The following is a 23,703-nucleotide window of genomic DNA, read 5'->3' on the forward strand; positions in this document are numbered from 1 at the left end:
GGTTCACGACCATGTCCGTTCCCGCCAGAAGCGCCCTCGGACGGCGTGACTTCCTCGCCACCACCGCCGGTGTCACGCTCGCCGCCGCGGCACTGCCCGGATGTGCCGCCTCCGTCGACGACGGCTCCGGCTCCGGCTCCGGCACCAAGAAGGGCGCGTCGACGCTCACCGTCATGGCCAAGGACGAGGACAAGAAGACCATCCAGGCCGCCGAACAGGTGCTGGGCGTGAAGATCACCTACCTCGCCTTCGACCAGACCAAGCTCAACGCCATGCTGGCCAGCAAGAACCCGCCGGACGTGGTGCGCGGCTTCGGTGCGCTGGACACGCCGTACTTCGCCGCCCGCGGCCTGATGGCCGACCTGGACCCCTACTTCGCCGAGAGTTCGGTCCTCAAGATCTCCGACCTCGACCCGGTCAACGACCTCTGGCGCTTCGATGGAGAGAAGCAAGGGGCGGGCCCGCGCTACGGCATGACGAAGGATTACTCCCAGGATGGGATGTTTTGGTACCGCACCGACATGTTCGACGCCGCGAAGCTGGACCAACCCAGCGACACCGAGCCGCTCTCCTACGACGAGTGGCTGGACCTCGGCAAGCGGCTGGTCAAACGCCGGCTCGGCAAGGTGAAGGTGTACGGGCTGAGCGCCGGGGGCACCTTGCCCACGTTCATGCACCTGACCGCCTCGGCCGGCGGCAAGCTGTTCGCCGATGACCTCGCCTCCGTCGACTTCTCCTCGCCCGAGGCGATGAAGGGACTGAGCTGGTACCTGGAGTACGCCAAGGCCAACATCGGCCCGAGCCCCGCCAACCCGAACCCGGACGGCTGGGACGGGCCCACCTACCAGGCCGGGCGGATGGCGATGGCCGGCGACGGCTACTGGTTCGGCGGGGTGATCGGCGGCGACCCCAAGCTCGCCGATGTGTCACGGTTCGCGCCCGCCCCACAGATGGGCGGCCACCGCATCAGCCCCACCTTCGGTGCCACCGGCTACTGGATCCCCGAGGGCGCCAAGAACAAGGACGCCGCCTGGAAGTTCTTCGAGTGGTACTTCGCAGGCCAGCCGGCCAAGGACCGGGCCAGCAGCGGCTGGGGCATCCCGGCCCTGAAGTCGCTGCGCCCGATGATGCCGAAGGCGCAGCCGTTCCAGAAGCAGTCCTACGCCGTCCAGCAGCAGGAGCTCCCGTACTTCCAGATGATGACCGTCACCCCGTACGCCCAGACGACCGCCCTGGACGCGGTGATCAACAAGGTGCTGCCGGGTGCGGTCAAGTCCGGGACCTCCGCCGGGAAGGTCGCGGACGCGCTGAACTCGCAGATGAACGACGCGATCGCCGCGGGCAAGGAGCTGGTGGGGTGAGTACCGGTCAGCTCACCGGAGACACCGCCCGGGCCGTGCCGTCCCCGTCCCCGGGGGCGGCCGCCCGCCCGGCACGCAGACGACTGTCCCTCAGCAAGCGCAGGGCATGGGCGTTCTACGCGTTCACCGGCCCGTGGGTGCTGGGATTCCTGGGGCTGACGGCCTACCCGCTCCTGTACGCGCTGTGGCTGAGCTTCACCAACTCCGACGGACTCTCCCGGCGCACCAGCTTCGTCGGTCTGGCGAACTACAAGGAGGTCTTCTCCGACCCGGACACCATGGCCTCCCTCGGCCGGACCGCGCTGTTCACCGGCATCACCGTGCCGCTGTCGATCGTGGCCGGGCTGATGCTGGCGGTCCTGGTCAACCAGCCGATCCGCTCCCGTGGCCTGTTCCGCACCCTGCTGTACCTGCCCGCGGTCGTACCGCCGGTCGGCGCGGCGCTCACCTTCAAGCTGATCTTCGACCGGGACTCGGGGGCCGCCAACGGCGTCCTGGACGTCCTCAACATCAACGGCGTTCCCTGGCTGATCGACCCCTACGCCCGCTGGGTGCTGATCACCCTGACGATGTGGGGTGTCGGCAACATCATGATCATCTCGCTCGCCGGGCTCCAGGACATCCCCAAGGAACTTCTGGAAGCGGCGCGGGTCGACGGTGCCAGTTCCTGGCAGTCCTTCACCCGGATCACCCTGCCCCTGCTCTCCCCGGTGATCTTCTTCCAGGTCGTCACCGGGATCATCGGAGCGCTGCAGAGCTTCGCGCCGCTGCTGATCGCACTCGACCCCACCCCGGCGGGGGTGACGTCCGTCCCCGAGAGCAACTACTTCTACATGATCAACGTTTTCGCCCAGTACTTCGCCAACGGACGTTACGGCTATGCCTCAGCGATGCTGTGGGTGCTCTTCGCGTTCATCGTCGTCATCACCTTCCTGGTGTTCAAGGTGAGCAAGGGCGCCGTCTTCTACACGGTGGAAGCGGAGCCGGCGAAGGACAAGCCCCGCACGATGGGAGACGCGTAATGGTGTTCGCCCGGCGCAACGCCGTCTACATGCTCCTTGTGGCACTGCTCGTCCTCTTCCTCAGCCCTTTCGGCTGGCTCGCGATCACCGCTCTCAAGGACGCGTCGGAACTGCGGGTCATGCCCATCCACTGGTGGCCGCACCACCCGAACCTGGACAATTTCCGGCAGGCGCTGACCACGTTCGACTACCTCGGCTATGCGCGCAACTCCCTGACGATCGCCGGCATCTACGCCGTTCTGGTCACCCTCGCCTCGGCCTGGGCCGGATTCGGCTTCGCCCGGCTGACCGCCCCGGGCAAGCGGGTGATCTTCGCGGTGCTGCTGTCGACGATGATGCTGCCGCAGGTCATCACCCTCATCCCGACCTATCTGATGTTCGCCGAGCTCCACCTGCTGAACACCTATATGCCGTGGGTGCTGTGGGGGCTGTCCGGCGCACCGTTCCTGATCTTCCTGTTCCGGCAGTTCTTCAGCAACATGCCGAAGGAACTGGAGGAGGCGGCGATCGTCGACGGCTGCGGTACCTTCCGGATCTTCCTGCGGATCTTCCTGCCGCAGTCGTGGCCGGTCATCGCCACCAGCCTGATCCTGTCCTTCAGCTGGTCATGGGGCGACTACATCGGCCCCGCGCTGCTGCTGGACGACGCGCACACCACCCTCACGGTCAAGCTCGCCAACGGCTACGTCAACGCACAGGGCATGCCGATGTCCAACCTCGTCGCCGCAGGCGCCGTGATGTACGTGATCCCGGTGCTCGTGCTCTTCCTGATCATGCAGCGCGGCTTCGTCTCCGGCATCGCCACCTCCGGACTCAAATGAGCCGACAGGCAACTGGCACATCGTCAATTTCCTGCGAGCAACCTGAAAAGGCACGACGAACATGACCGACGTCCAGGGCACCGACACAACCCGCAGGGTGGGGTGGTGGACCGCCCCGCCCTCACCCCCTAGCTCGGCCGGACCCGGGTGATGGCCATCCTCCGGTCGGCCGACGCCTCCGGGCTGCCCGCCGCGGCCCGGGCAGCTCGCGGCCGGCGGCATCACCTGCCTGGACCTGCTGCGACACGCCGACCGGGTCACCGCGGCCTCATTGGCACAGCTTGTCAACGTCATCGCGCCGATCCAGGCCGAGCCGGGCGGCCCGGCCTGGTGGCAGACCACCTTCGCCCTGCCGCTGGAGATCGACCTGCGTGGGATCGAGGCCCACACCGTGGCGGAGCACCTGGTTCTGGCCGACGCCGACCCGGAGGCACGCAACACCGTGGACCAGCCTGCCGGCGTCGTCCCGCACCCCGCCACCGGCACCACCGTCACCGACGGCGTCCTGCGGGCCGAACTCGAGCCGCTCTCCTGGAACATGATCCGTCTGGTACGTGCCTGAAGGCTGCACCGGACGGGCTGGAGCATGCGGATCCGGGCCCGCAAGGCCGCCGAACGTGACGGAGCCGTGGTGGTGGCCGGACGACTCGGGCACCGGGCGGGGCATCGACGAGCGCCGCAAGGAGGACGGCTGGCTGGCCCGCGTGAGTGACTGTACGCACGCCGCGACCCCGCCCGCGCCTGCCTGATCGGCCTCGCCGACGACATGACGGGCACCCTGGACGTCCCCCAGAACCTCGAGGAAATGGGCGCCGAGACCGCCGCCCGTTCCGCGCCCTTCGGGCTGCTCGTCGGCTGGGAGCCGCAGCTGGTGACGCAGCTCGCCGTCGAGTGCGCGGCCCAGATCCACGGCCGCCCCGTCGCCTACCTGTCGGCAGGCGCGTACGCCCTGATCGTGCACGGACTGACCCGCGACGAGAGCCTCGACGCCGCCGTACAGCGCTCGCTCCAGCAGCTCGCCGACTGGCCGGGACAGCAGCCGGTGACCGACGCCCTGCAGTACGGAGACCCGCAGCGAGGTGTACGCCGAAACGGCTGTGACCTGCTAGAACGGGTTGCAGAGGCGATCGGAGGCAGTCAGAGGGAAACGCTCTGGTTCGACCCCGGTTCGACCTGGGCCGCTCGGAGGCAGTCAGAGGCGAATCCAACCCGGGCTCCCGCAACGACGCCGGCACCCTCCCACCGAACGCACCGTCGGCCTTCACCACCCACAACCAGGTGATGAAGGCCGACGTCACGCGCAGGGGCCGGACCATTTGCCGGCAGTGTCCGGTACCGGTCCGGCCCCTTCGTTCACCCGGCGGCCACGAGTGCCGCCACGGCCGCGGTGATCGCGTCGGTCGCGGCGTCCACCTCGGCCTGCGTCGGGTTGGCACCGGTCTTGCGCAGGGCCAGCCCGGCTTCACGGGCCTCGGTCAGGTCCGCCCAGGACCCGGCGGTCCAGTCCGCCTGGGACAGAACGCCGGTCTCCTCCAGCAGGAGGTCGAGTCCGGTGACGTCCACCGGAACCCGCGTGAACTGGAGCTCGGCCAGGTTCGTGTAGCCGCTCGCCGAGTACAGCCGGAGCGCTTGGTAGCTGACGGGCGCCTCGAGCGGGTACTCGGTCCAGCCGCTGGAGGCGGGCGTCGAGAGTGTCAGGAACGTCTCCCAGGTCTTGCCTCCGTCGTTGGAGCCTTGGACCTTGAGCCCGTTGGCCCGGTGCGCGTGTCCGAGGCGCGGTTGGACCTTGACGGTCTCGACGGTCAGGACGCGGCCGTCGTCCGGGAGGACCCGCACCCAGCCTTCGGCCGTCTTGGTGTTGGTGTACGTGGATGGGTCGCCGTCGAACAGGGCCCGGCCGTTGGCGGCCGCATCGAGCGAGTCGTCCCAGGACGGGCTGCTGGCCTCCACCCAGGACGGGTCGACCGGCATGATCGTCGAGGGCGGGTCCTCCAGGAGGTCCCAAGCCTCGAGGAGCCGCTCGGCGAGCGCCTGCTCGTCCGCGCCGTCCTCTTCGGCGGCCGCCTTGATCGCCTCCACTTCCCGGGTGAACAGGATCCCCGAGGCCCGCGAGTGCAGGGTCAGGTCGACCGCTTCGGCCCGGGCGAGCAGCTTGGCCAGGTCGAGGTGGACCTCGCCGTAGATCCGCAGCTCGGCGACGCTGATGATGGTGCCGTTGCGGATCCGCAGGTACCGGTAGAAGCCGTCGTCGAGCGAGGAACGGTTCTGCCAGTCGTGGGTGGTCTCGGACGGCTTGGTCAGCCGCGTCCAATTGACCAGGTCGTTCGATCCCTCGAGCGTCTGGGTCCACATGCGGGACAGACCGTAGCCGTCCTGGCGCGGCCGCAGCTCTGCCCGGTCGAGCGAGACCGACACGCCGTCGCTGAAGTCCCAGATCAGGTAGTACTCTCCGTCGACGGCGCGCACGTCGCTGGCGGTGCCCAGGTCGTCGTCGGTCATCCTCAGCCCGTGGGGGGACTTGTTCGAGTCGGCGTCGCCGTTGAGGTCGACGACCTCGCCGAGGGCGCCCAGATCGAGGTAGTCGCGCTGGTCGCTCGCCCACAGCTTCGATCCGTCGGTCGTCCCGTAGAACGTGTCGGCGGCCTCGCCATCGGCGGTGGTGTGATCGATGCCGACGATGACCGTCCGGCCGCCGGTGACGCCATCGAGCACCGTCGAGGCGGTCCAGGTCTTGCCGTCGTCGCTGACGGCCTTGGCGCTCTGGCCGGCGATGGTGACCGCGACGTCGCTGATCGGCTCCTTACTGGAGAACGCCACGGCGACCTCATCACCGGTGGTGACGCGGCCGATGGTCGCGTCGTCGGAGGACAGCGAGGCCTTGGCGATGCCGTTGACCGCTTCGGAGCGTTCGCCGTGGATGTGGAGCTCGGCGATCGAGAAGATGTCGGGGTAGGCCGGGTCGGTCTTCTCGCCGCGGATGTCAACCTGGACCTTCAGGAACCGGAACTCCTCGCCGACTTGGTCGGCGACGACCGGGATGTGCTCCCAGTCGGACGTGTTCGAGGTCGCCCGCTCGGTCAGCAGCGTCCATTCGGCGCCGTCGAGCGAGCCGTACACGTTCGCGCCCTGGTACCGGTTGGGGAACAGGTTCCGCGCCCGCATGTCGAACTGCGATGCGGCGACCCGGTAGTCCGGCCCGAAGTCGAGCGTGAAGAACGTGCCGAGCATGTCGCCGCCGATCGTGGTGTGATCGTCGTCGGCGAGGTTGCGTACCCCGTTCTTGTCGATCACCGTCGGCGTGACGATGCCGGTGAAGTCCAGCGTCCCGTCCTCCAGGCGCGGGTTGAGCAGCCTGAGCGCGTCGATGGCGTCCAGCAGAGAGTCGAAAGCGGCGCGGAACTCCGCGTCGGTGCCTTCGTCGTCGGCGACCCGCTTGACCGCAGCGAGCGCCTCCAGGTACGGCTCGTAGGTGACGGTGGTGTAGGCGGTGTCCTCGTCGGTGCCGTCGGCGACCGCGTCCTCGATCATGCGGGGCCGGTTCTTGGACACCACGAGCTCGAAGGTGCGCGCCGTGATGGACTCGCCGTCGTCGGCGACGACCTGGACCGCGTGGCGTCCGCGGTCCTGGGGCGTCGGCGTCCAGGTGACGGTCCCGGTCTCGGCGTCGAGTGACGCTCCGTCCGGGAGGCCGGCGGCCGAGTAGACGACCGAACCGCCCGCGTCGACCGCGGACAGGTCGAACGCCGCCTCCACGTCCTGCCACCAGTAGTAGTGGTCCCGGGTCTGCTCGAACCGCGGGGCGGTGAGGTTGTCCTTGGCTGCGAACATGACGGTGTCGAAGTCGACGGTGACGCCCTCGGCGCCGGTCACGCGGTAGTAATGCACATGGGACCCGGTCGCCGGGTAGGTGATGTACCGCCATTCGCCGTGCGTGTCAGGCAGTTCCACCGTTCCGAGGGTTCTGGGTCCGGTCTCGTCCGGGTTCAGGCCGGACGGCTCCTCCTTGGAGAGAACATCGAGCGTGGCTTGGCCATTGGTCCGCACCAGCACGCCGACGTCGCGGCCCGCGGGGTGCATCATCCGGCTGACGGCGCTGGTCGTGCCGTCCGAGTTCGCGTGGGCGCGGGCGAAGGTGGGGCCGTCCTCGGTGACGATCTCGGTGCCGTCGTCCATCAGCAGGGCGTAGCGGCCGAACGAGAGCTCGGTCTCTTCGACGGGTGTCGGCTCCGTTCCCGCCAGTTCCTCGGGGAAGGCGACCCAGTACTCGACGCTCTTGTCGCCGGGGGCCCAGAAGTTCTGGGTGCCGGTCCCGTAGCGGAAGAAAGGGCCGTCCATACGCCGGTGCAGCTCTGCCAGCCAGGGAGCCTCGGCGTCGACGTCAACGCCTTCTCTGTACTTGTACTGGTGGTACAGCTCCGAGAGTGGATTGAAGACCCGGCCGCGGTACGCCTGGGAGAGCGTGCCTCCGGACTGTTGTTCGTCGACCCAGGGGATCCAGGCGCCCATCATGAAGCCGTAGAAGGCGTCCGCACCGTGCAGCAGGCGGTTGTCCAGGAAGGAGTAGGCGCTCACCGCGTCGTCGGCGGTCGAGACGGTGCCGTCGACGGGGTCGATCTTGGTGCCCTGGACGTCGAGGAAGCGGGCCAGGGCGGCGAAGTTGTCGATGTTGGTCTCGCCGTGGGCCTGGTCGCGGCCCATCTCGCGGACCTGCACGAAGTCTTTGCCGTAGGGGTTGAGCTTGTGGTCCGCCCCGATGAGCGGCATCTGCGTCGCCATCGCGCCGTTGTCGTAGCCGTCATAGGTGGAGTTCTTGGTGAACCACTCGACGCCCTTTGCGTAGCCTTTGACGTCGTCGGCGTAGATCGCCGTGGCGATACGCCCGTACAGGCCGAAGTTGTGCTGGTTCATCCACTTCTTGTTGGAGAAGTTGAAGACGTCGACGATCGGGTTCGCGAGGTTGTTGAGGAGCTTCTTGTCGTCGTCGGCGTCCCAGGTCACGTCATAACCGTCGTGGGTACCAGCGGTGCCGTCGGGGACCGGTTCGGTGGCGCGGATGATCTCGGCGGCCATCAGGAACTGCGACAGCGGCTTGCCGGTGTGGATGTGCGCGTCGGGAAAGTAGGCGTAGCCGTCGGGGTCCATGTTCGACCAGGTGCGCAGTCCCATGATCGCGCCCTTGCGGTACACCTCGTCACCGGTGTTGATCCACAGCAGCGCCTGGGTGAGGACCCCGAAGGAGTCGCGGGTCAGGCGCCCGCGCAGACTCCCTTCGGTGAAGGTCGACGTGACGGGGACCTCCGGCTTGTCCCTGACCATGTTGTCGACGGTGTAGCCCTTCTTCGCCCACGGCTGGACCTGCGTCATGGCATCGAAGTAGGAAGCCCAGGGCTCCTGGCCGGAGCGGACCATCTTCTGGGCGTTGCGCAGGTTCTCGGCCGAGAGGCCGACGCCGGGGTGGACGAATCCGGCGTCGCTGACTGTCTTGTGGATCTTGACCACATGGTCGGTGAGCAGGCTCTCGTAGCCGTCGGCTCGGGCGGGTGTCGCAGCCGCCCCGGCAAGCCCCACCGTCAGCGCCAGTGCCGCGCCTATCGCGGTGATCCGCGATCTGGCGCGTTCCATGACTTGTTTCATCGCAGAGACCTTTCTGGGGCCGTGCCGCGCCGGGCGCGGCACGGCATCCGGGGGTGGGTATCGCGTCCGTCAGCCGGTGGCCCTTGCGCCGTGTCCGGCGTCGGGGCCGTCGGCCAGCGGAGTGTGAGGGTCCGTGGGCGGTGTCGGTGAGCGGGGCGATGTCCGCCTGCGGGGGCGTCACTCACGTCCAGGCGGGCACGAGGGTGGGTACAGGCGCGGTAGTAGTAGTGGGAGCCGGCAGTGACCCTCCTGGCGAAGGCGTTGTCGTAGGTGCGCAGCGTGATCCCGGCGGTGTCCCGGCCGCGAGTGTGCTTCAGCGGCAGCATGATCAGTGGCATCCGGACAGCCCTGAGGGACCGCCGGTACCGGCGGGCGCACCGGCCCCGCGTCATACGCGATGACCGCCACTGCGGCCGCTCTCTCCTGCTCGCCCCTCTCAGGCGTTCTGACCATCCATAGAAACCGTTCTCTATGGAAGCTAAAGCCGACTGCGCGGCGGAACAATATGTCGGGCACGAGAATCTGCTGAAGCACCCAACGCTCGAGGAAAAACACGAAATTTCATACCATCAAGGAGCAACGAGCAGTGACCCTCTTGGAGGGAACCGGTTCCCAAAAGCCGTGAAAGAGCGTCAGGCGCTGTCCCGCAGGGTGGTGCTGAGGTCAGGGCCTGTTGAGCTGCTTCGCGGTTCGCCTGGGGACTTTGTCGTCCGCCAGATGCGCTTGTTGCATCTCCTGGATGCGCCGGGTGCGCAGGCGGCGCGTTTTCAGGTGGCCCAGGGAGGGCGCCAGGACGCGATGCGGTCCTCGTAGCCCTGGCGGGTGCACCGCTTGTGGTGACATTTCCGTGCGGAAGGCCGGCTGCAGGCCGCGGCTCCGAGCCTGCGGGTATGCCGCGCGGGCGGGGTCGGTGACCTCCTTCCGCACGCAGAGGCCGGTCGTCGCCGCAGAGGCAGCTCTTCGAGCCTCCGAGGCTGTGGCCGCTCCAGGACGCGGCCATAGAAACCGGTTGTGTCGAAAATGAGCCGAACCCTTGACGCCATCTTCGCTCATGCCGCAGATTTCGGCGTGACGGATCAGCCCGTCGCTCACCTACCCCCTCCGCGGAAGCAGGTGTTCTCCCCGCACGCCCCGGCAGCCCGCAGAGGTGGCCGCACCCTCGGGCTTTTCCACCTTCGGCCGCAGACGGCCACCCCCGCACACGTTCCGTCAAGGAGTCCCCATGACCTCGTCCCTCTCCCGGCGAACCGCCCTCCAGACCGCTGGCGTCCTTGCTGTCAGCAGCATGGTCGCTGGCGTCGGGGGCACCGCCCAGGCTGCCACTGGAGAAACCGGTTCCCCGAGCGATACTGTTGTCATCCACCCGACTCTCCCCGAAGTGCCGGCCAACAACTCCTTCACCGTCAAGGTCCGGCCGGTCGGCGGCAGTTGGAAGAGACTCGACGTCTACCTGGCCAAGCTGGCGCTGATCGATGCCGTCAGCGGCCAGAACCCGGTCCAGAAGTCCTCCTGGGCAGCCTTCGACTTCTCCGGCACCGTCGAGGTCGAGGTCACCTACAACCCGGGCGGCGTCGAGAAGGTCCGTATACGCCCGGACTCGTACGGCATCAAGCCCGAGGTGCTCGGCAGCACCGCGCGCTTCACCCTGGACCGGCCCCGCAACGTCGTCGTCCAAGTCGACGACAAGATCTTCGACTGCCTGCACCTGTTCGCGAACCCGATCGAGCAGGACGTGCCCGCCGAGGGCGACAAGCACGTCATGTACTTCGGGCCCGGTCTGCACACCCCCACCGACGGGGTGCTGAAGGTGCCCAGCAACACCACCGTCTACCTGGCCCCCGGTGCGGTCCTCGTCGCACACGTGAATATCGAGGGGGTGGAGAACTCCCGGGTGATCGGCCGCGGTGTGATCTACAACTCCAAGTGGGGCGCGATGTTTGTCCGCAAGTGCGAGAACGTCACGATCGACGGCATCACGATCCTCAACCCCCGGTACGAGAACATCCGGGTCGCCGAGTGCCAGAACCTCACCATCAAGAACCTGCGCGCCTTCAGCCGCGAGGGCTGGGGCGACGGCATCCAGCTCTACTGCTCGGAGAACGTCACGATCGACGGCTGCTTCCTGCGCACGTCCGACGACTGCATCGCCCTCTACACGCACCGCTGGGACTTCTACGGTGACACCCGCAACATCACCGTCAAGAACTGCTCCCTCTGGGCCGACGTGGCCCACACGATCAACATGGCCGTGCACGGCAACCCCGACCCCGCCGCGCACGAGATGCTGGAGAACCTGAACTTCGAGAACATCGACATCCTCGACCACCGTGAGCCGCAGGTGAACGCCCAGGGCTGCATCGCCATCAATGCCGCCGACGGCAACCTCGTCCGGGATGTGAGGTTCGAAAACATCCGCGTGGAGGACTTCCGCTGGGGCCAGCTCGTCCACATGCGGGTCGTCAACAACCCGAGGTGGAACAAGGCGTCCGGCCGCGGCATCGAGAACGTCTACATCAAGGACCTCAGCTACAACGGCAAGAACGCCGACACGTCGATCATCGCCGGGACCGACGCGGAGCGCACCGTCAAGGACGTCACCTTCGAGAACCTCCGCGTCAACGGCAGGGTGATCCGCGACAGCGGGGACAAGCCGCGCTGGTACCTGGCCTCGGACGGCGTGCCCATGTTCGTCAACGAGCACGTGCAGAACCTCCGCTTCCTCACCACCGCGGAGGCCGCAGCCCTGTAACTGCCGTCGGCCGGCCCCGGAGTCCTCCCGACGGGGCACCGGGGCCGCGCATGCGTCCCTCTCTTGTCGAAGCGCTCCCGGGCGCCGCACACAGACCAGACGTCTCACTCGGCCCTGCCCGGACTGGCCCAACGGCCAACCCACGGCGCCTATGAGGCCTACGGCTCCCCGCCGCCACCGCAGCGCGGGCACGGCGACGGCCGTCAAGCGGCACGTCTTCAACTACCTGATCACCGCAGGTCCCCGGCACCTACACGGTCACCGTCAAGGCCACCAACACCGCCGGTACGGCGACCGAGTCCGTCAAGCTCACCGTCCAGAACGCGTAAGCCAGGAGTCATCCGTGCAATCCCTCAACCGACGGACGTTCCTCGGCGCCGCGGGGCTCGCGGGCGTGGCCGTGGGCGGACTGCTGTCCGCCGTCGCCGCGCCCGCCTGGGCCCAGGCCGCCGAGCAGGCGTACGCCTTCACTCACCCCGGGCTGCTGCACTCCCGCGCCGACCTGGACCGCATGCGGTCCGCGGTCGCCGAAGGGAGCACCCCGATCGCCACCGGATTCGCGGCACTGGCCGCCGACTTCCGCTCCCAGCACACCTACGCCGTCCGCAACACGGGACAGATCCGCACCTGGGGCCGTGGCCCCACCGACAACACCAGCCAGGCCGTCACCGACGCGGCCGCCGCCTACCAGAACGCCCTGATGTGGGCGATCACCGGCGACGTGCGCCACGCCGACAAGGCCCGCGACATCCTCGACGTCTGGGCCGCCTCCCTCACCGGCATCACCGGCGCAGACGGCCAGCTCGGGGCCGGAATCCAGGGCTTCAAGCTCGTCAACGCCGCCGAGATCCTGCGGCACTCCGGATACGACGGCTGGCCCGAGGAATCCATCAGCCGCTGCGAGCGCTCCTTCACCGACGTCTGGTACCCGGCCCTGTCCGGCTACTGCCTGTACGCCAACGGCAACTGGGACCTCGCCGCGCTGCGCACCATCCTCGCCATCGCCGTCTTCTGCGACCACCAGGTGATGTTCGAGGACGCCCTGCGGTTCGCGGCCGCCGGCGCCGGCAACGGCTCCGTGCTGCACCGCGTCGTCACCGCCGCCGGCCAGGGCCAGGAGTCCGGGCGCGACCAGGCGCACGAGCAGCTCGCCGTCGGCCTGCTCGCGGACGCGGCCGAGGTCGCCTGGCAGCAGGGCGTGGACCTGTACGGCTTCGCGGAGAGCCGGATCCTCGCCAACTTCGAGTACTTCGCCCGCTACAACCTCGGCGACGACTCGGTTCCGTTCACGCCCGACCTCGACCGCACCGGCAAGTACGTCAAGACGGCCGTCTCCGACCGGCAGCGCGGGGCGTTCCGGCCGGTGTGGGAGATGGGGTACGCGCACTACGCGGGCCGCCTCGGCATGTCCTCGCCGTACACCGAGAAGGCCGTCTTCCGGGGCCCGGACGGCACCCGCGTGACCGAGGGCTACCACGAGGACCACCCAGGCTGGGGCACCCTCACCTACGCCGGTACGAAGGCCGCCGTGCCGGGCGCGCCGACGGCACCCGCGGGCGTCACGGCGACGGGCGCGGACCGGGCGATCAACGTGTCCTGGCTGCCGTCCGCCTGGGCGAGTGGCTACACCGTACGCCGGGCGACCAGCCCCGACGGGCCGTACGAGACCGTCGCCTCCGGCGTCTCGAAGCCGACGTACACCGACCGCGGCGTACGCACCGGCCGCACCTACTACTACACCGTCAGCGCCGCCAACTCCCATGGCAGGAGCGGCGGTTCGGCCTGGGCATCGGCGACCGCCGGGCTCCCCGAGCCCTGGTCGACCCGGGACGTCGGGGACGTCAAGATCCCCGGCTCGGCCGTCTTCGACGGCGAGCGGTTCGTGCTGGAGGCGTCCGGCACCGCCGACACCCACCGCCTGGCCTACCTGCCGCTGCGCGGCGACGGCACGGTCACCGCGCGGATCGTGTATCCGCTCAGCTCCCAGTACTCCAGGATCGGCGTCACGATACGGGCCGGCCTGGACGCGGACGCCGCGCACGCCGCCATGCTGATCCAGGGCCTGCCGCTGCACACCTGGAGCGGCGTGTGGTCCGTACGGCCCGAGGCGGGGGCCGGGATCAAGGGCACCGGCAGCACGCCCGTGCCGCCGTCCCAGCAGCGGGCGATCACGACCAGTGCCGGCTTCCCGATCTCCTCCTTCGGCACCCTGCCCGAGTCGGCGACCCCGCTGGAGGCTCCGTACGTCGAAGGTGCGGGCGACGGCTACCGCATGCGCATGCCGTTCTGGGTCCGCGTGACCCGCCGGGGCGACCGCTGCACCGGCGCCATCTCCCCGGACGGCATCCGCTGGACCGAAGTCGGCTCCAGCGACGTCGAGTTGGGCGGCACCGCCTACGTCGGTCTCACCCTCACCTCCTGCCTCGGCGTCGACGAGGACTACGCCGAGACCGGCACCGGCGCCTTCGACAACGTCAGCGTCGTCTCCCGCACTGCCGGCGAGGTCTGGTCCGTGCCCCGCCCGGCCACCGCAGCCGGCGACCTGCGGGCCACCGCCGGCGCCGACGCGGTCGAACTGGCCTGGACCGACCCGGACCTCTCGGCCCGCTACAAGGTGCTGCGCGCCGCCGCGGCCGACGGCCCCTACGAGACGATCGCAACCGGCATCGGCGCGGTCGGCTTCGGCACCCGCGTCCGGTACGCCGACGCCACCGGCACACCCGGCACGACGTACCACTACGCCGTCGCCGAGACCAACTGCGCCGGACGCGGCCCCCTGTCGGAGTCCGCCACGTCGACGATGCCGACGCCGGCCAAGCCACAACTCACTTCAGCCGCCACGGTGTTCGCCAACAAGGGCGTGCCCTTCAAGCACCTCCTGCGGGCCTCGCACGAACCGATACGGTTCACCGCGGAGGGCCTGCCCGACGGCCTGCGCGTCGACCGGCGCACCGGCCTGATCTCCGGAACACCCACGCAGACGGGCGAGTTCAAGGTCACCACCAGCGCGGGCAACGCCGCCGGAGACGCAACCGGCACCCTCACCCTCACGGTCGGCACCCCACCGCCCGCGCCCTGGACCTACGGCGACCTGGGCGACGTCGTCCTCGACGACCGGGCCTACGGCACCCTCGGCGTGGTCGCCGTCCGCACCCCCGGCAGCACCGCCCACCAGGACGGGACCTTCGTGGTACGGGGCGCCGGGACCGACCTCACCGTCAACAACCAGGGCATGATCGGCCAGTTCGTACGACGGCCCGTCACCGGTGACTGCGAGGTCACCGCCCGCCTGCTCTCCCGCGCCGGAGCCACCGGCGACCGGGTCGGCCTGCTCATGGCCAAGTCCCTGTCGCCGTTCGACCAGGCGGCCGGGACGATCGTCACCGGCGGCACGAACGCCCAGCTGATGCTGCGCCCGACCGTCGCCGGCCGGTCCACCTTCACGGGCAACGCGGCGGTCACCGCCCCCTGCCTGCTGCGGCTGAAGCGCACCGGGACGCACTTCACCGCATCCGTCTCGTCCGACGACGGCGCCACCTGGACCCCCCTCGCCGAGGGAGACATCCCCGGCTTTGGTGACGCCCCCTACTACGTGGGCCTCGTGGTCTGCTCCCGCAGCCCCCTGACCCACAGCACCACCGAGTTCGACGAGGTGAGCATCACCCCCATGTAATCCTCCACGGATCGGAGAACCCCACATGAGCCGCACGTCCCCCCACACGCACCACGAGGGCGGCCAGGTGAGCCGCCGCGGTCTGCTCAAGACCGCCGGCGGCCTCACCGCGGCCCTCGCCCTCGGCGCCACCGCCACCACGGCGGACGCGGCCCCGGCGACCTTCACCCACCCCGGCATGCTGCACAACGCCGGCGACATCAACCGCGCCAAGGTCAGGGTCGCCGCGGGCACCGACCCCTGGGCCTCCGGCTGGCGCAGGCTGACCGCCAACTCCCACTCGGCGTCCACCTGGACGCCCCGCCCCACCGCCACGATCATCCGCGGCGGCGACGGCCAGAACTACCCCCAGCTCTACAACGACATCCATGCCGCCTACCAGAACGCGCTTCGCTGGCACGTCGGCGGCACCGCCGCGAACGCCGACTGCGCCGTGCGCATCCTCAACGCCTGGTCGTCCACGCTCACCGGCATCACCGGAAACGCCGACCGGTTCCTGGCCGCCGGCCTCTACGGCTGGCAGTTCGCGAACGTCGCCGAACTCATGCGTGGCTACGCCGGGTTCGACCTCAACCGGTTCAAGACGATGATGCTCAACGTCTTCTACCCGCTCAACAACCAGTTCCTCACCGGCCACAACGACGCCTGCATCACCAACTACTGGGCCAACTGGGACCTGTGCAACATGGCCTCGATCATGGCCATCGGGATCCTGTGCGACGACGGCGCCAAGTACGACCAGGCCGTCAACTACTTCAAGAACGGTGGCGGCAACGGCCAGATCCGGCGCGCGGTGCCGTTCCTGTACCCGGGCGTCGAGGGCTACGACCTCGGCCAGTGGCAGGAGTCCGGCCGCGACCAGGGCCACACCGTCATGGGCATGGGCCAGATGGGCGCGATCTGCGAGATGGCCTGGAACCAGGGAGAGGACCTCTACTCGTACGACGGCCGTCGCTTCATGAAGGCCGCCCAGTACGTGGCCAAGTACAACCTGAACATGAACGTGCCCTTCACCACCTACACCTGGGGCAGCGGCCAGAACTGCGCCCAGCAGTCACAGACCGTGATCGGCTCCGGATCCCGCGGCCAGGTCCGCCCGGTGTGGGCGATGCTCCACTACCACTACGGCCGGCGCCTGCTCCTCGACGACAAGTACATCGCCCAGATGTGCTTCTCGGTCGCCCCCGAGGGCGGGGGAGGTGACTACGGCACCACCAGCGGCGGCTTCGACCAGCTCGGCTTCGGCACGCTGATGTACGCCAAATAGCGGTCAAGCCGGTTCGTGCACCGGAATACCGGTGGGCCATGTGGTGCTCTGGTAGCACCGGTGCACGAGCGCGGCGAAGGGCTGGTGGGCGTATGACGGCAGGCCGGACGGATCCCGTGGTCAGGAGCCCGTACGGGGCCGTACGCGGCAGGTACGAGCGGGGAGTCGCGGTCTTCCGCGGCATCCCGTACGCAGCGCCCCCGTTCGGCCCCCGCCGCTTCCGCCCGCCCGTGCCCCTCCCGCCCTGGGACGGCGTCCACGACGCCGGCGCCTTCGGCCCCACCTCGCCGAAACCTCCGTACTCCGAGGCCTTCGCGCACTACCTGTCCGACCCGGTGGTGCCGGGCGACGACTGCCTCAACCTCAACATCTGGACCCCGGAGCCCGACCCCGGAGCCCGGCTCCCCGTCCTCGTCTGGCTGCACGGCGGCGCCCTGACCAGGGGCTCGTCCGCCGTCCCCGTCTACGACGGCCATGCCTTCGCCCGCGACGGCGTGGTGTGCGTCTCCATCAACTACCGACTGGGCGTGGAGGGCTACGGCCTGTTCCCGGACACACCCCCGAACCCCGGCCTGCGCGACCAGATCGCCGCCCTGGCCTGGGTGCACGAGGCCATCGAGGCCTTCGGCGGCGACCCCGGCCGCATCACCCTCTTCGGCCAGTCCGCCGGGGCGATCAGCATCGGCGCCCTCATCGCCGCCCCGCAGACCCAGGGACTGGTCCGGCGTGCGGTCCTGCAGAGCGGGCCGCCCGAGGCGTCCGAGCGGGCCAAGGTACGGCGGATGGTGCGCCGTATGGCCTCCCGGCTGAAGATCCCCGCCACCGCCGAGGCCTTCGCCGCCGTCGACCGCGATCTGCTGCTGCACACCCAGGCCGAGGTGGGCAAGCTCAGCAGCCCGGTGGTCGGCGGCCCCGCCTTCGGAATCGTCATCGACGGTGACACCGTCCCGCGCGACCCCCTGGAGGCCCTCACCGAGGGCGGCGCCGCCCCGGGCGTCGAGCTGATGATGGGCTGGACCCGCGACGAGTACCGGCTGTGGCTGGTCCCGGGCGGCCTCCTGGACCGCGTCGACCGCCTCGGAGCCGTCGCCTTCGCGGGTGCCATGGCCCGCTGTCGCTGCGGCAGCGAGGTCCCGCGCGGCTACCGCGCCCTGCACCCCGAGGCGGGCACGGCGGAAATCGTCGGCCAGCTCGTCACCGACCGCCTGCTGCGCAGCCCCCTGCACCACCTGGCCGACGCCCGTACGGAACCGTCGTACGTGTACGAGTTCGCCTGGCCCTCGAACCTCCCCGACCTCGGCTCCTGCCACGCGCTGGAGCTCGGCTTCGTCTTCGACACCGGCCAGGCGCCGGAGTCGCGCAAACTGGCCGGAGAAGGCGCCCCGCAGGAGCTGGCCGACGAGATGCACGCCGCCTGGGTGCGCTTCGCCACGGACGGCGACCCGGGGTGGGAACGCTGGGACGCCACCCACCCGGTGCGGGTCTTCGGGGACCGCGCACCGGACGCCGAGAACGGCGTGGCCTACACGGCGTACGGCCCCCGGGACCGCGAACTCGCCCTCTGGGCGACCGACGCCGCCGTCACTCCTGAGGAATCCACACCCGCGTCGGTCCCTGCCGACGGTTCGCCCACACGCAGTACGGAACTGCGGTCAGCCGTACGGCGGCTCCGTCGCTCCGGCGCACTCCGCCGGCACTGACGACGCTCACGCCGCCCAGCAACTCGGGCTCCTCCCGGACCTCCAGCTTGGCGGGACCCTGGGGGATGCTGACCTCGGCATTCGTCCTGCGCCGGGCAGCCCAGAACCCGTCGGTGATACGGGCGGCGGTGGCGGGGCGCAGGGTGGTGCGCGCCCCGCGGGTGAGGCGGATGGGGCCGTGGGTCATGTTCCGCTGAGTGTGGACAGGAAGGCGGTCCAGGTGGCGGGGGTGAGGGTGAGGTGGGGGGTGGACGGGGTCTTGCTGTCGCGTATGTGGACGGCGGTGGGGTGGGCGGCTACTTCGACGCATGCGCCGCCCTCACTGCCGCTGTGGCTCGACTTGTGCCAGTGGTAGGCGACTTCGAGGCACTGGCCGCCCTCGCTGCCGCTGTGGCTCGACTTGAACCACTCAAGTGCGGTGCCGCTCATGCTTCTCCCAGAAGACGGTCCAACAGGTCCCTCGTGTCTTCGGTGTTGAGAGCCTGCGTCCGCAGCATCGCATACTTCTGAGTAAGGATCCCTACCCCGTCGGGGTCCGCGATCAGCTGGCTTCCACGCTGCGTCTCCATGTACGCGAGCCGCTGGTGCTCGGGGGTTTCCAAGGGAACGAAGGGGCCGTCGAGCCCCGCGTGCGAGGTGCGGCCGAGCGGCAGGACCTGGAGCGTGATCCCAGGCACGCCCGCATACTCGCGCAGCTTCCGCAACTGCTCGACGTAGACCTCCCGGCCGCCCAAGCGATCCCGTAGTACTGCCTCCCAGATGACGAAGCTCGTCATGGGCGGCACCTTGCGGTGCAGGATTTGCTGGCGCTCCATGCGCGTCGCGACGAGCTGCTCGATGTGGTCCTCGTCATAGACCGGCACACGACTGCGGAAGACCGCCCGTGCGTAGCCCTCTGTCTGAAGCTGTCCGGGTACGGCCAAGCTGTCGTAAACGGAAATCGCGATTGCCTCCCGCTCCCGATCCAGATACTCCTCCGCCCAAAGCGGTACGAGATCCACCTCCGGCATCTCCGACAACGCAGCCACCAACGCCCCTTTGGTATCCAGGAGTTGATCCAACTGCTCCGCGAGATCCATCTTCAGCGGCCGTCTGCCCTGCTCGATGGACGCGATCTGCTGCTCGCCGACGACGAAGATCTCCCCGAGGGACTTCTGCGTATACCCGGCCGCTTCCCGGAAGAGGGCGAGCAGCGTGCCCACCATCCTCATCGCCGAGGCGTTCCTGCGTGACCGTCGTGACCGTGTCGTGGTGCTCATGGCGGCGAACTCCCCACCCGCGCGCGTACTTGCACTGTTGCGCGCACGTACAACATGGCTGTACGAGTGCGCGCTCTGTTCCATGATGGCCACGGAGTGTGACTGTCGTCCCGTGAATGACGAAACTCCACTCCTGTTCCAACCCCCGTCTCCGCGCCAGCGGTTCTACCGCCGGGAGCGCCAATCCGTTCCGGCCGCACGCGCGTTCGCGCACGACGCGCTCATGGACTGGGGCGGGCACGGGCGCGCACAGGACGTGCTGCTCTGTGTGAGCGAACTGGCGACGAACGCGCTCGTGCACGGCGTGCCGCCCGGCCGTGGATTCCTGCTGAGGCTGGTGCCGTACGGCGAGGACGGCGGCGTACGGGTCGAGGTGCACGACAGTGGCGACGGCGTGCCTGTGCTGCCGCGGCAGGACGTCCAGGAGCCCTGTGAGGGCGGGAGGGGCCTGCTGCTGGTGTCGGAGCTGGCGGACAAGTGGGGCGTGGGGGCGAGGTGTCCCGGCAAGATCGTGTGGTGCGAGTTCGAAGGCCGTGGCCGCGGTGCTGGCGACGGCAAGACCTCCAAGACAACTGGGGTACTGGTTGGTTGGGGGAGTTACTGACTTCGGCTCGTCAGGGTGAGCTTTCCTGAAGTGCCTGCTGGGCCTGGGGTAGTGGCTGTATTCCGTGGTGTGTGAGGTATGCGGGTGGGGGCGGGCTGACCCCTGCGGGACGTCAGCGCCGGGAGATGGTGCGGATGAAGGCGGCCGAGCTGTTCGAGCAGAAGATCAAGCCGTCCGAGGTGGCACGGCGCCTGCGGGTGAGCCCGAAGTCGGCTTACCAGTGGCATCAGTTGTGGCGGGACGGCGGCGTGCAGGCGCTGGCCTCCCGCGGCCCGAGTGGATCGCGATGCCGGCTGTCCCCGCGCTGTCTGGAGAACCTGGCCGCATACCTTGATGAAGGACCGGCCGCGCACGGATGGGTGGAGGACCAGGTGTGGACCGCCGCCCGGGCAGCCACGCTGATCGGCAGGAAGTTCCACGTCTCCTACAGCGTTTCGGGAGCCACGAGGCTGATGCACCGGCTCGGCTTCAGCCCGCAGGTCCGCGCGGCGGGTCGCCGAACGCGACGAGCAGGCCGTGACCCTGTGGAAGGAGGCGACCTGGGCCGAGGTAAAAGGAGCCCGGGCGGCCTGCGGGGGCTACATCTGCTTCGAGGACGAGGCAGGCTTCACGCGACAGCCGCCCAAAGGACGCACCTGGGGCCGACGCGGCCACACCCCGCAGGTGACGGTGAGCGGTCGACGCTCAGGTCGCCTGTCGGTGGCCGGGCTGATCGCCATGCGGCCCGGCTCCCACACCCGGCTGTGCCACCGCCTGCGCACCCACCCCGCGGGCAAAGGCAAGCGCCGCAGCATGGGCGAGCGCGACTTCATTGCACTGGTCGACGGCGTCCACCAGCTCGTCAAGGCGCCGATCGTGCTGGTCTGGGACCGGCTCAACACCCACGTCTCCCACGCTATGCGTGAGTTGATTGCCGAGCGTGACTGGCTGACGGTTTTCCTGCTGCCCGCCTACTCGCCGGACCTGAACCCCGTCGAGTGGGTATGGGCGCACGTCAAGCGCAGTCTGGCCAACCTCGCCGTGGTCGCTCTCGACCGGCTCGAAGCCCTCGTACTCAACCGGCTCAAACGCCTCCAGTACCGCCCCGAAACCCTCGACGGCTTCATAGCGGGCACCGGCCTGACCCTCGACGACCCAGCCTCACCTTGACGAACCGAAGTCAGTAAGGACGGGGATGTGCGGCGAGCCAGTCCTGCAGTTCTCGGTGGCGGAACTGATAGGCCACGCCAGAGACCCGCAGCAGGCCGGCCCCGTAGGCCCAGTGCAGGAAGAACCCCAAACGCCACGGTAGCCGCCAGCGTGAGCAACACAGGAAGATCAGGTAACGGCGGGACGCCCTGGCTTGGAGCCAAGTACCGCAGATAAGCCCAAGCGCGATCCCGGACGCGACCCCGGAGGCGTGCCCGGACAGGACCCACAGCACGAGCCCGGGGATCAGGCCGATCATGGGCCCGGTTGCGAGCGCATACAGGAGATCGTTTCTCACCACGTAGCGGGGGTCGGTTGAAGTGACGTCGCCCAGAGATGCCGTGGAGCCGACCCCGAGCAAAAACAGGAGCCCGAACCCAACCCCGGACGCGATCCCGAACACGAACCGTGTTGCGAAACCCAAGCCGATCCCGGAGATGAGTCCCATCATGAGTCCCCACACAAGCATCTCGCGGCGGCGAGCTGGGCTACGCGCCCAACTGAGCGTGTTGGGCTCTGCAATGACGGAGCGACTGGCCTGCCATACGGCCACGAGGGTGAACAACACGAAGGCCGTCGAGAGGCTGGCGCCGTCCGGGAGCTTAGTCAGAGCAACACCCGCAGCCAGGACAACAACGGCTGTGAGGAGAAGGTCGACTGCCCGGACGCGGCGAAGGCCCGCCATCGGCCATAGCTGGTGCAGGACGAGGTCGGTGCCGCCGCCGACACGAGGAGGAGCGTCGGCGGCCAGGTACGTGGCGAGGTGGGAGAGCCAGCGGTGGATTTGGTCGGGACGGTATCTGCCGGAGCGGGTGGGGTGTTGGTGGGCGGCGGCGGGCAGGTACAGACTCAACAGGTGGTCGCGGATCTCGGTGGGGGAGTCCAGGGCGAGCATGTCGCCGGGTTCACGCAGGTAGGCAAGGGTGTCGGCATCACGTTCCTCGTAGGCGACGGCAGCCAGGTTGAGTCGCCACGGAGTGCTCAGGGCGCGAGCCAGGGGACCGTCGGGCGCGGTGGTGAGTGTGTCGAGCAAGGGGACCCAGCGGCTGGGGCGGGTGCTGCGGGCGGTCAGATACGCGGCGGCCTGTGCTGGAGCGACAGGAGCGATTTGGATGCGGGCGGCCTCGCGCATCCGCACGTCAAGCGCGGCCAACTGCTCGTATGGGTCGGTGCGACAGGTGAGGATGACCGGGGCGCTGCCAGTGGGGGCTTGGTAGGCGTTGAGCTGCTGCAGGGCGCGTGCGGCGCGACGGTGGGCGAGTGGGGTGGCATCGGTGTCCATCTCGTCCAGGCCGTCCAGGACCGGGAGGATCCGGTGCTGATCGACCAAGGCCGACGCGTCGGCGGCCGTGAGGCCACGGTCGCGGAACTGCCGGTGTATCTGGTCGGTCAACCAGTCCTGAAAGGGGCAGTCGGTGTCCCAGCCGGCCAGGGAGAGCCGGACCGGGACGGGGTCCGTTTCGGTGCGGTTGGGGTGGGTCAGGAGGCCCAGCAGGAGGTCCAGCACAAGGAGAGTCTTGCCGGCGCCCGCGTCGCCGGTAACAACCAGCCGGGCCGGATGCAGCTCTCGGTAGTAGGCAACGATGTCGGTGAGGCGACCGCTCGGCGCGGCACCGGTGGCGTTGTTGGCCGGCTCCAAGCGGTGGTGGAAAGTCAGATCGATACGGTGTGCACCGGGCCCGATCAGCTGAGCGCGCTGTCGGGTTTCGGCCGCAGTCACTGCGGCGGCCAGCATGGCCGCCTTGGCGCCGGGGTCTGCTGCCTCTCGTCGGTCGTCGCGGTAGGCGGCCCATGCCAGGTAAGCGGCAGGCATGGTGGGGGCCAGGGCGATCATCGTGGCGGACATCCGCGCCACCTGAAAATGCTTGGTCAGCCACAACGCCAGCGCCGCAGCCGTGACCTGCAAGACGGCATAGATGGCGGCAGCCCGACGCGTCCGCGATCGTGTCATGGCAATCATGCTGGCCAGCCCGCCCCGTCGCAGGAGTCCGTTTCACCGGTTCGCTGCCGGATTGTGACGAGGCGCTACGGACCGATTTCGGACCAGTGGACTGATGCAGCTGTCTACGGTCGGGCGGCCTGTTGATTGCACAAGGTTTCCGTTGGTGGAGGTGGCAGGACGGTTGTGAGCCGCTGGGAGCCCGTGGCCGCTCGCCGGCCACCGCCTTTTGAGGTGCTGAGCCGGCTGGAGGCCCCACCTCACGATGCAGGACAACAGGTGGCTGTGACGAAGGGGCTTCCCGGTGGGTGCGTGCGTGCGCCGGCTGCATACCGATCAGTCTCATCGAACGCGCTGTCTGCCCAAAACCGCAGTTCAGTACCTGGCGCAGCCGACCGCTGCTCAGCACGGCGGTGGTGAGTACTGGACTGGCCACCTGTAACGCTCAACGGCCAACTGAAGTGCTCAGTCACAGCAAGGTGCAGA

At 68.9% G+C, this 23,703-nt stretch carries 14 protein-coding genes and 3 pseudogenes; 12 read left to right on the forward strand and 5 right to left on the reverse strand.

The genetic code is table 11. From position 1 onward, the window contains the following. The first annotated feature begins 11 nt into the window (after positions 1–11). The 5 genes and pseudogenes from PV963_RS35635 to PV963_RS35655 form a co-directional block, all read left to right on the forward strand. The gene (locus tag PV963_RS35635) at positions 12–1,361 is read left to right on the forward strand and encodes an extracellular solute-binding protein (RefSeq protein ID WP_274820587.1); all 1,350 of its coding nucleotides are present in this window, start codon (positions 12–14) and stop codon (positions 1,359–1,361) included. Beyond that, positions 1,358–2,383: a carbohydrate ABC transporter permease gene (locus PV963_RS35640; protein WP_274820588.1), complete on the forward strand. Its 1,026-nt coding sequence runs from the start codon at positions 1,358–1,360 to the stop codon at positions 2,381–2,383. The genes PV963_RS35635 and PV963_RS35640 overlap by 4 nt, the downstream gene beginning before the upstream one ends. Further along, complete coding sequence (locus tag PV963_RS35645; protein WP_274820589.1) at positions 2,383–3,204, forward strand: carbohydrate ABC transporter permease; 822 nt, start codon at positions 2,383–2,385, stop codon at positions 3,202–3,204. Before PV963_RS35640 ends, PV963_RS35645 begins: the two co-directional genes overlap by 1 nt. Positions 3,205–3,421: 217 nt before the next feature. Then, positions 3,422–3,766 (forward strand): annotated as a pseudogene (locus PV963_RS35650) (alpha-L-arabinofuranosidase C-terminal domain-containing protein); the annotation flags it as partial. 100 nt (positions 3,767–3,866) lie between these two features. After that, positions 3,867–4,336, forward strand: a pseudogene (locus PV963_RS35655) (ADP-ribosylglycohydrolase family protein); the annotation flags it as partial. Between the two features lie 221 nt (positions 4,337–4,557). Here the strand turns inward: PV963_RS35655 and PV963_RS35660 are convergent. Further along, positions 4,558–8,826 (reverse strand): discoidin domain-containing protein, encoded by a 4,269-nt coding sequence (locus PV963_RS35660; RefSeq protein WP_274820590.1) that lies wholly within the window; start codon positions 8,824–8,826, stop codon positions 4,558–4,560. Between the two features lie 1,234 nt (positions 8,827–10,060). Between PV963_RS35660 and PV963_RS35665 the strand changes: the two genes are divergently transcribed. From PV963_RS35665 to PV963_RS35680, 5 genes and pseudogenes are all read left to right on the forward strand, one after another. Beyond that, a complete protein-coding gene (locus tag PV963_RS35665; protein ID WP_274820591.1) occupies positions 10,061–11,587 on the forward strand; it encodes a glycosyl hydrolase family 28 protein in 1,527 nt (508 codons plus the stop codon). A 251-nt stretch (positions 11,588–11,838) separates the two neighbouring features. Next, positions 11,839–11,916: pseudogene (locus PV963_RS44110) on the forward strand (hypothetical protein); the annotation flags it as partial. Between the two features lie 14 nt (positions 11,917–11,930). Next, the gene (locus tag PV963_RS35670; protein WP_274820592.1) at positions 11,931–15,260 is read left to right on the forward strand and encodes an alginate lyase family protein; all 3,330 of its coding nucleotides are present in this window, start codon (positions 11,931–11,933) and stop codon (positions 15,258–15,260) included. Positions 15,261–15,285: 25 nt separating this feature from the next. Continuing rightward, a complete protein-coding gene (locus tag PV963_RS35675) occupies positions 15,286–16,527 on the forward strand; it encodes an alginate lyase family protein (RefSeq protein ID WP_274820593.1) in 1,242 nt (413 codons plus the stop codon). A gap of 92 nt (positions 16,528–16,619) precedes the next feature. Further along, entirely contained in the window at positions 16,620–18,227 is a 1,608-nt protein-coding gene (locus PV963_RS35680) for a carboxylesterase/lipase family protein (protein ID WP_274820594.1), read from the forward strand. Here the strand turns inward: PV963_RS35680 and PV963_RS44115 are convergent. From PV963_RS44115 to PV963_RS35695, 3 genes are read right to left on the reverse strand one after another with little or no spacing between them, the layout of a single operon-like run. Then, entirely contained in the window at positions 18,109–18,414 is a 306-nt protein-coding gene (locus PV963_RS44115) for a hypothetical protein (protein ID WP_274820595.1), read from the reverse strand. The two genes, PV963_RS35680 and PV963_RS44115, sit on opposite strands and share 119 nt — an antisense overlap. After that, complete coding sequence (locus tag PV963_RS35690) at positions 18,411–18,656, reverse strand: DUF397 domain-containing protein (protein ID WP_274820596.1); 246 nt, start codon at positions 18,654–18,656, stop codon at positions 18,411–18,413. The genes PV963_RS44115 and PV963_RS35690 overlap by 4 nt, the downstream gene beginning before the upstream one ends. Beyond that, positions 18,653–19,486 (reverse strand): helix-turn-helix domain-containing protein, encoded by an 834-nt coding sequence (locus PV963_RS35695; protein WP_274820597.1) that lies wholly within the window; start codon positions 19,484–19,486, stop codon positions 18,653–18,655. The genes PV963_RS35690 and PV963_RS35695 overlap by 4 nt, the downstream gene beginning before the upstream one ends. A gap of 85 nt (positions 19,487–19,571) precedes the next feature. On the opposite strand from PV963_RS35695, the gene PV963_RS35700 reads away from it, so the two are divergent. Together PV963_RS35700 and PV963_RS44120 are read left to right on the forward strand one after the other, a co-directional pair. Then, a complete protein-coding gene (locus PV963_RS35700) occupies positions 19,572–20,090 on the forward strand; it encodes an ATP-binding protein (RefSeq protein WP_274822208.1) in 519 nt (172 codons plus the stop codon). Between the two features lie 71 nt (positions 20,091–20,161). Beyond that, positions 20,162–21,239 (forward strand): IS630 family transposase gene (locus PV963_RS44120; RefSeq protein ID WP_425540973.1). Its coding sequence is split into 2 segments (ribosomal slippage): positions 20,162–20,574 and positions 20,573–21,239, totalling 1,080 coding nucleotides; the frame shifts between segments, so codons are not numbered across the junction. Between the two features lie 10 nt (positions 21,240–21,249). Here the strand turns inward: PV963_RS44120 and PV963_RS35715 are convergent. Next, positions 21,250–23,238, reverse strand: a complete 1,989-nt coding sequence (locus tag PV963_RS35715) for an NACHT domain-containing protein (protein ID WP_274820599.1) — start codon at positions 23,236–23,238, stop codon at positions 21,250–21,252. Between the last annotated feature and the right edge of the window lie 465 nt (positions 23,239–23,703).

This window comes from Streptomyces coeruleorubidus (assembly GCF_028885415.1).
GTDB classification, from domain to species: domain Bacteria; phylum Actinomycetota; class Actinomycetes; order Streptomycetales; family Streptomycetaceae; genus Streptomyces; species Streptomyces coeruleorubidus_A.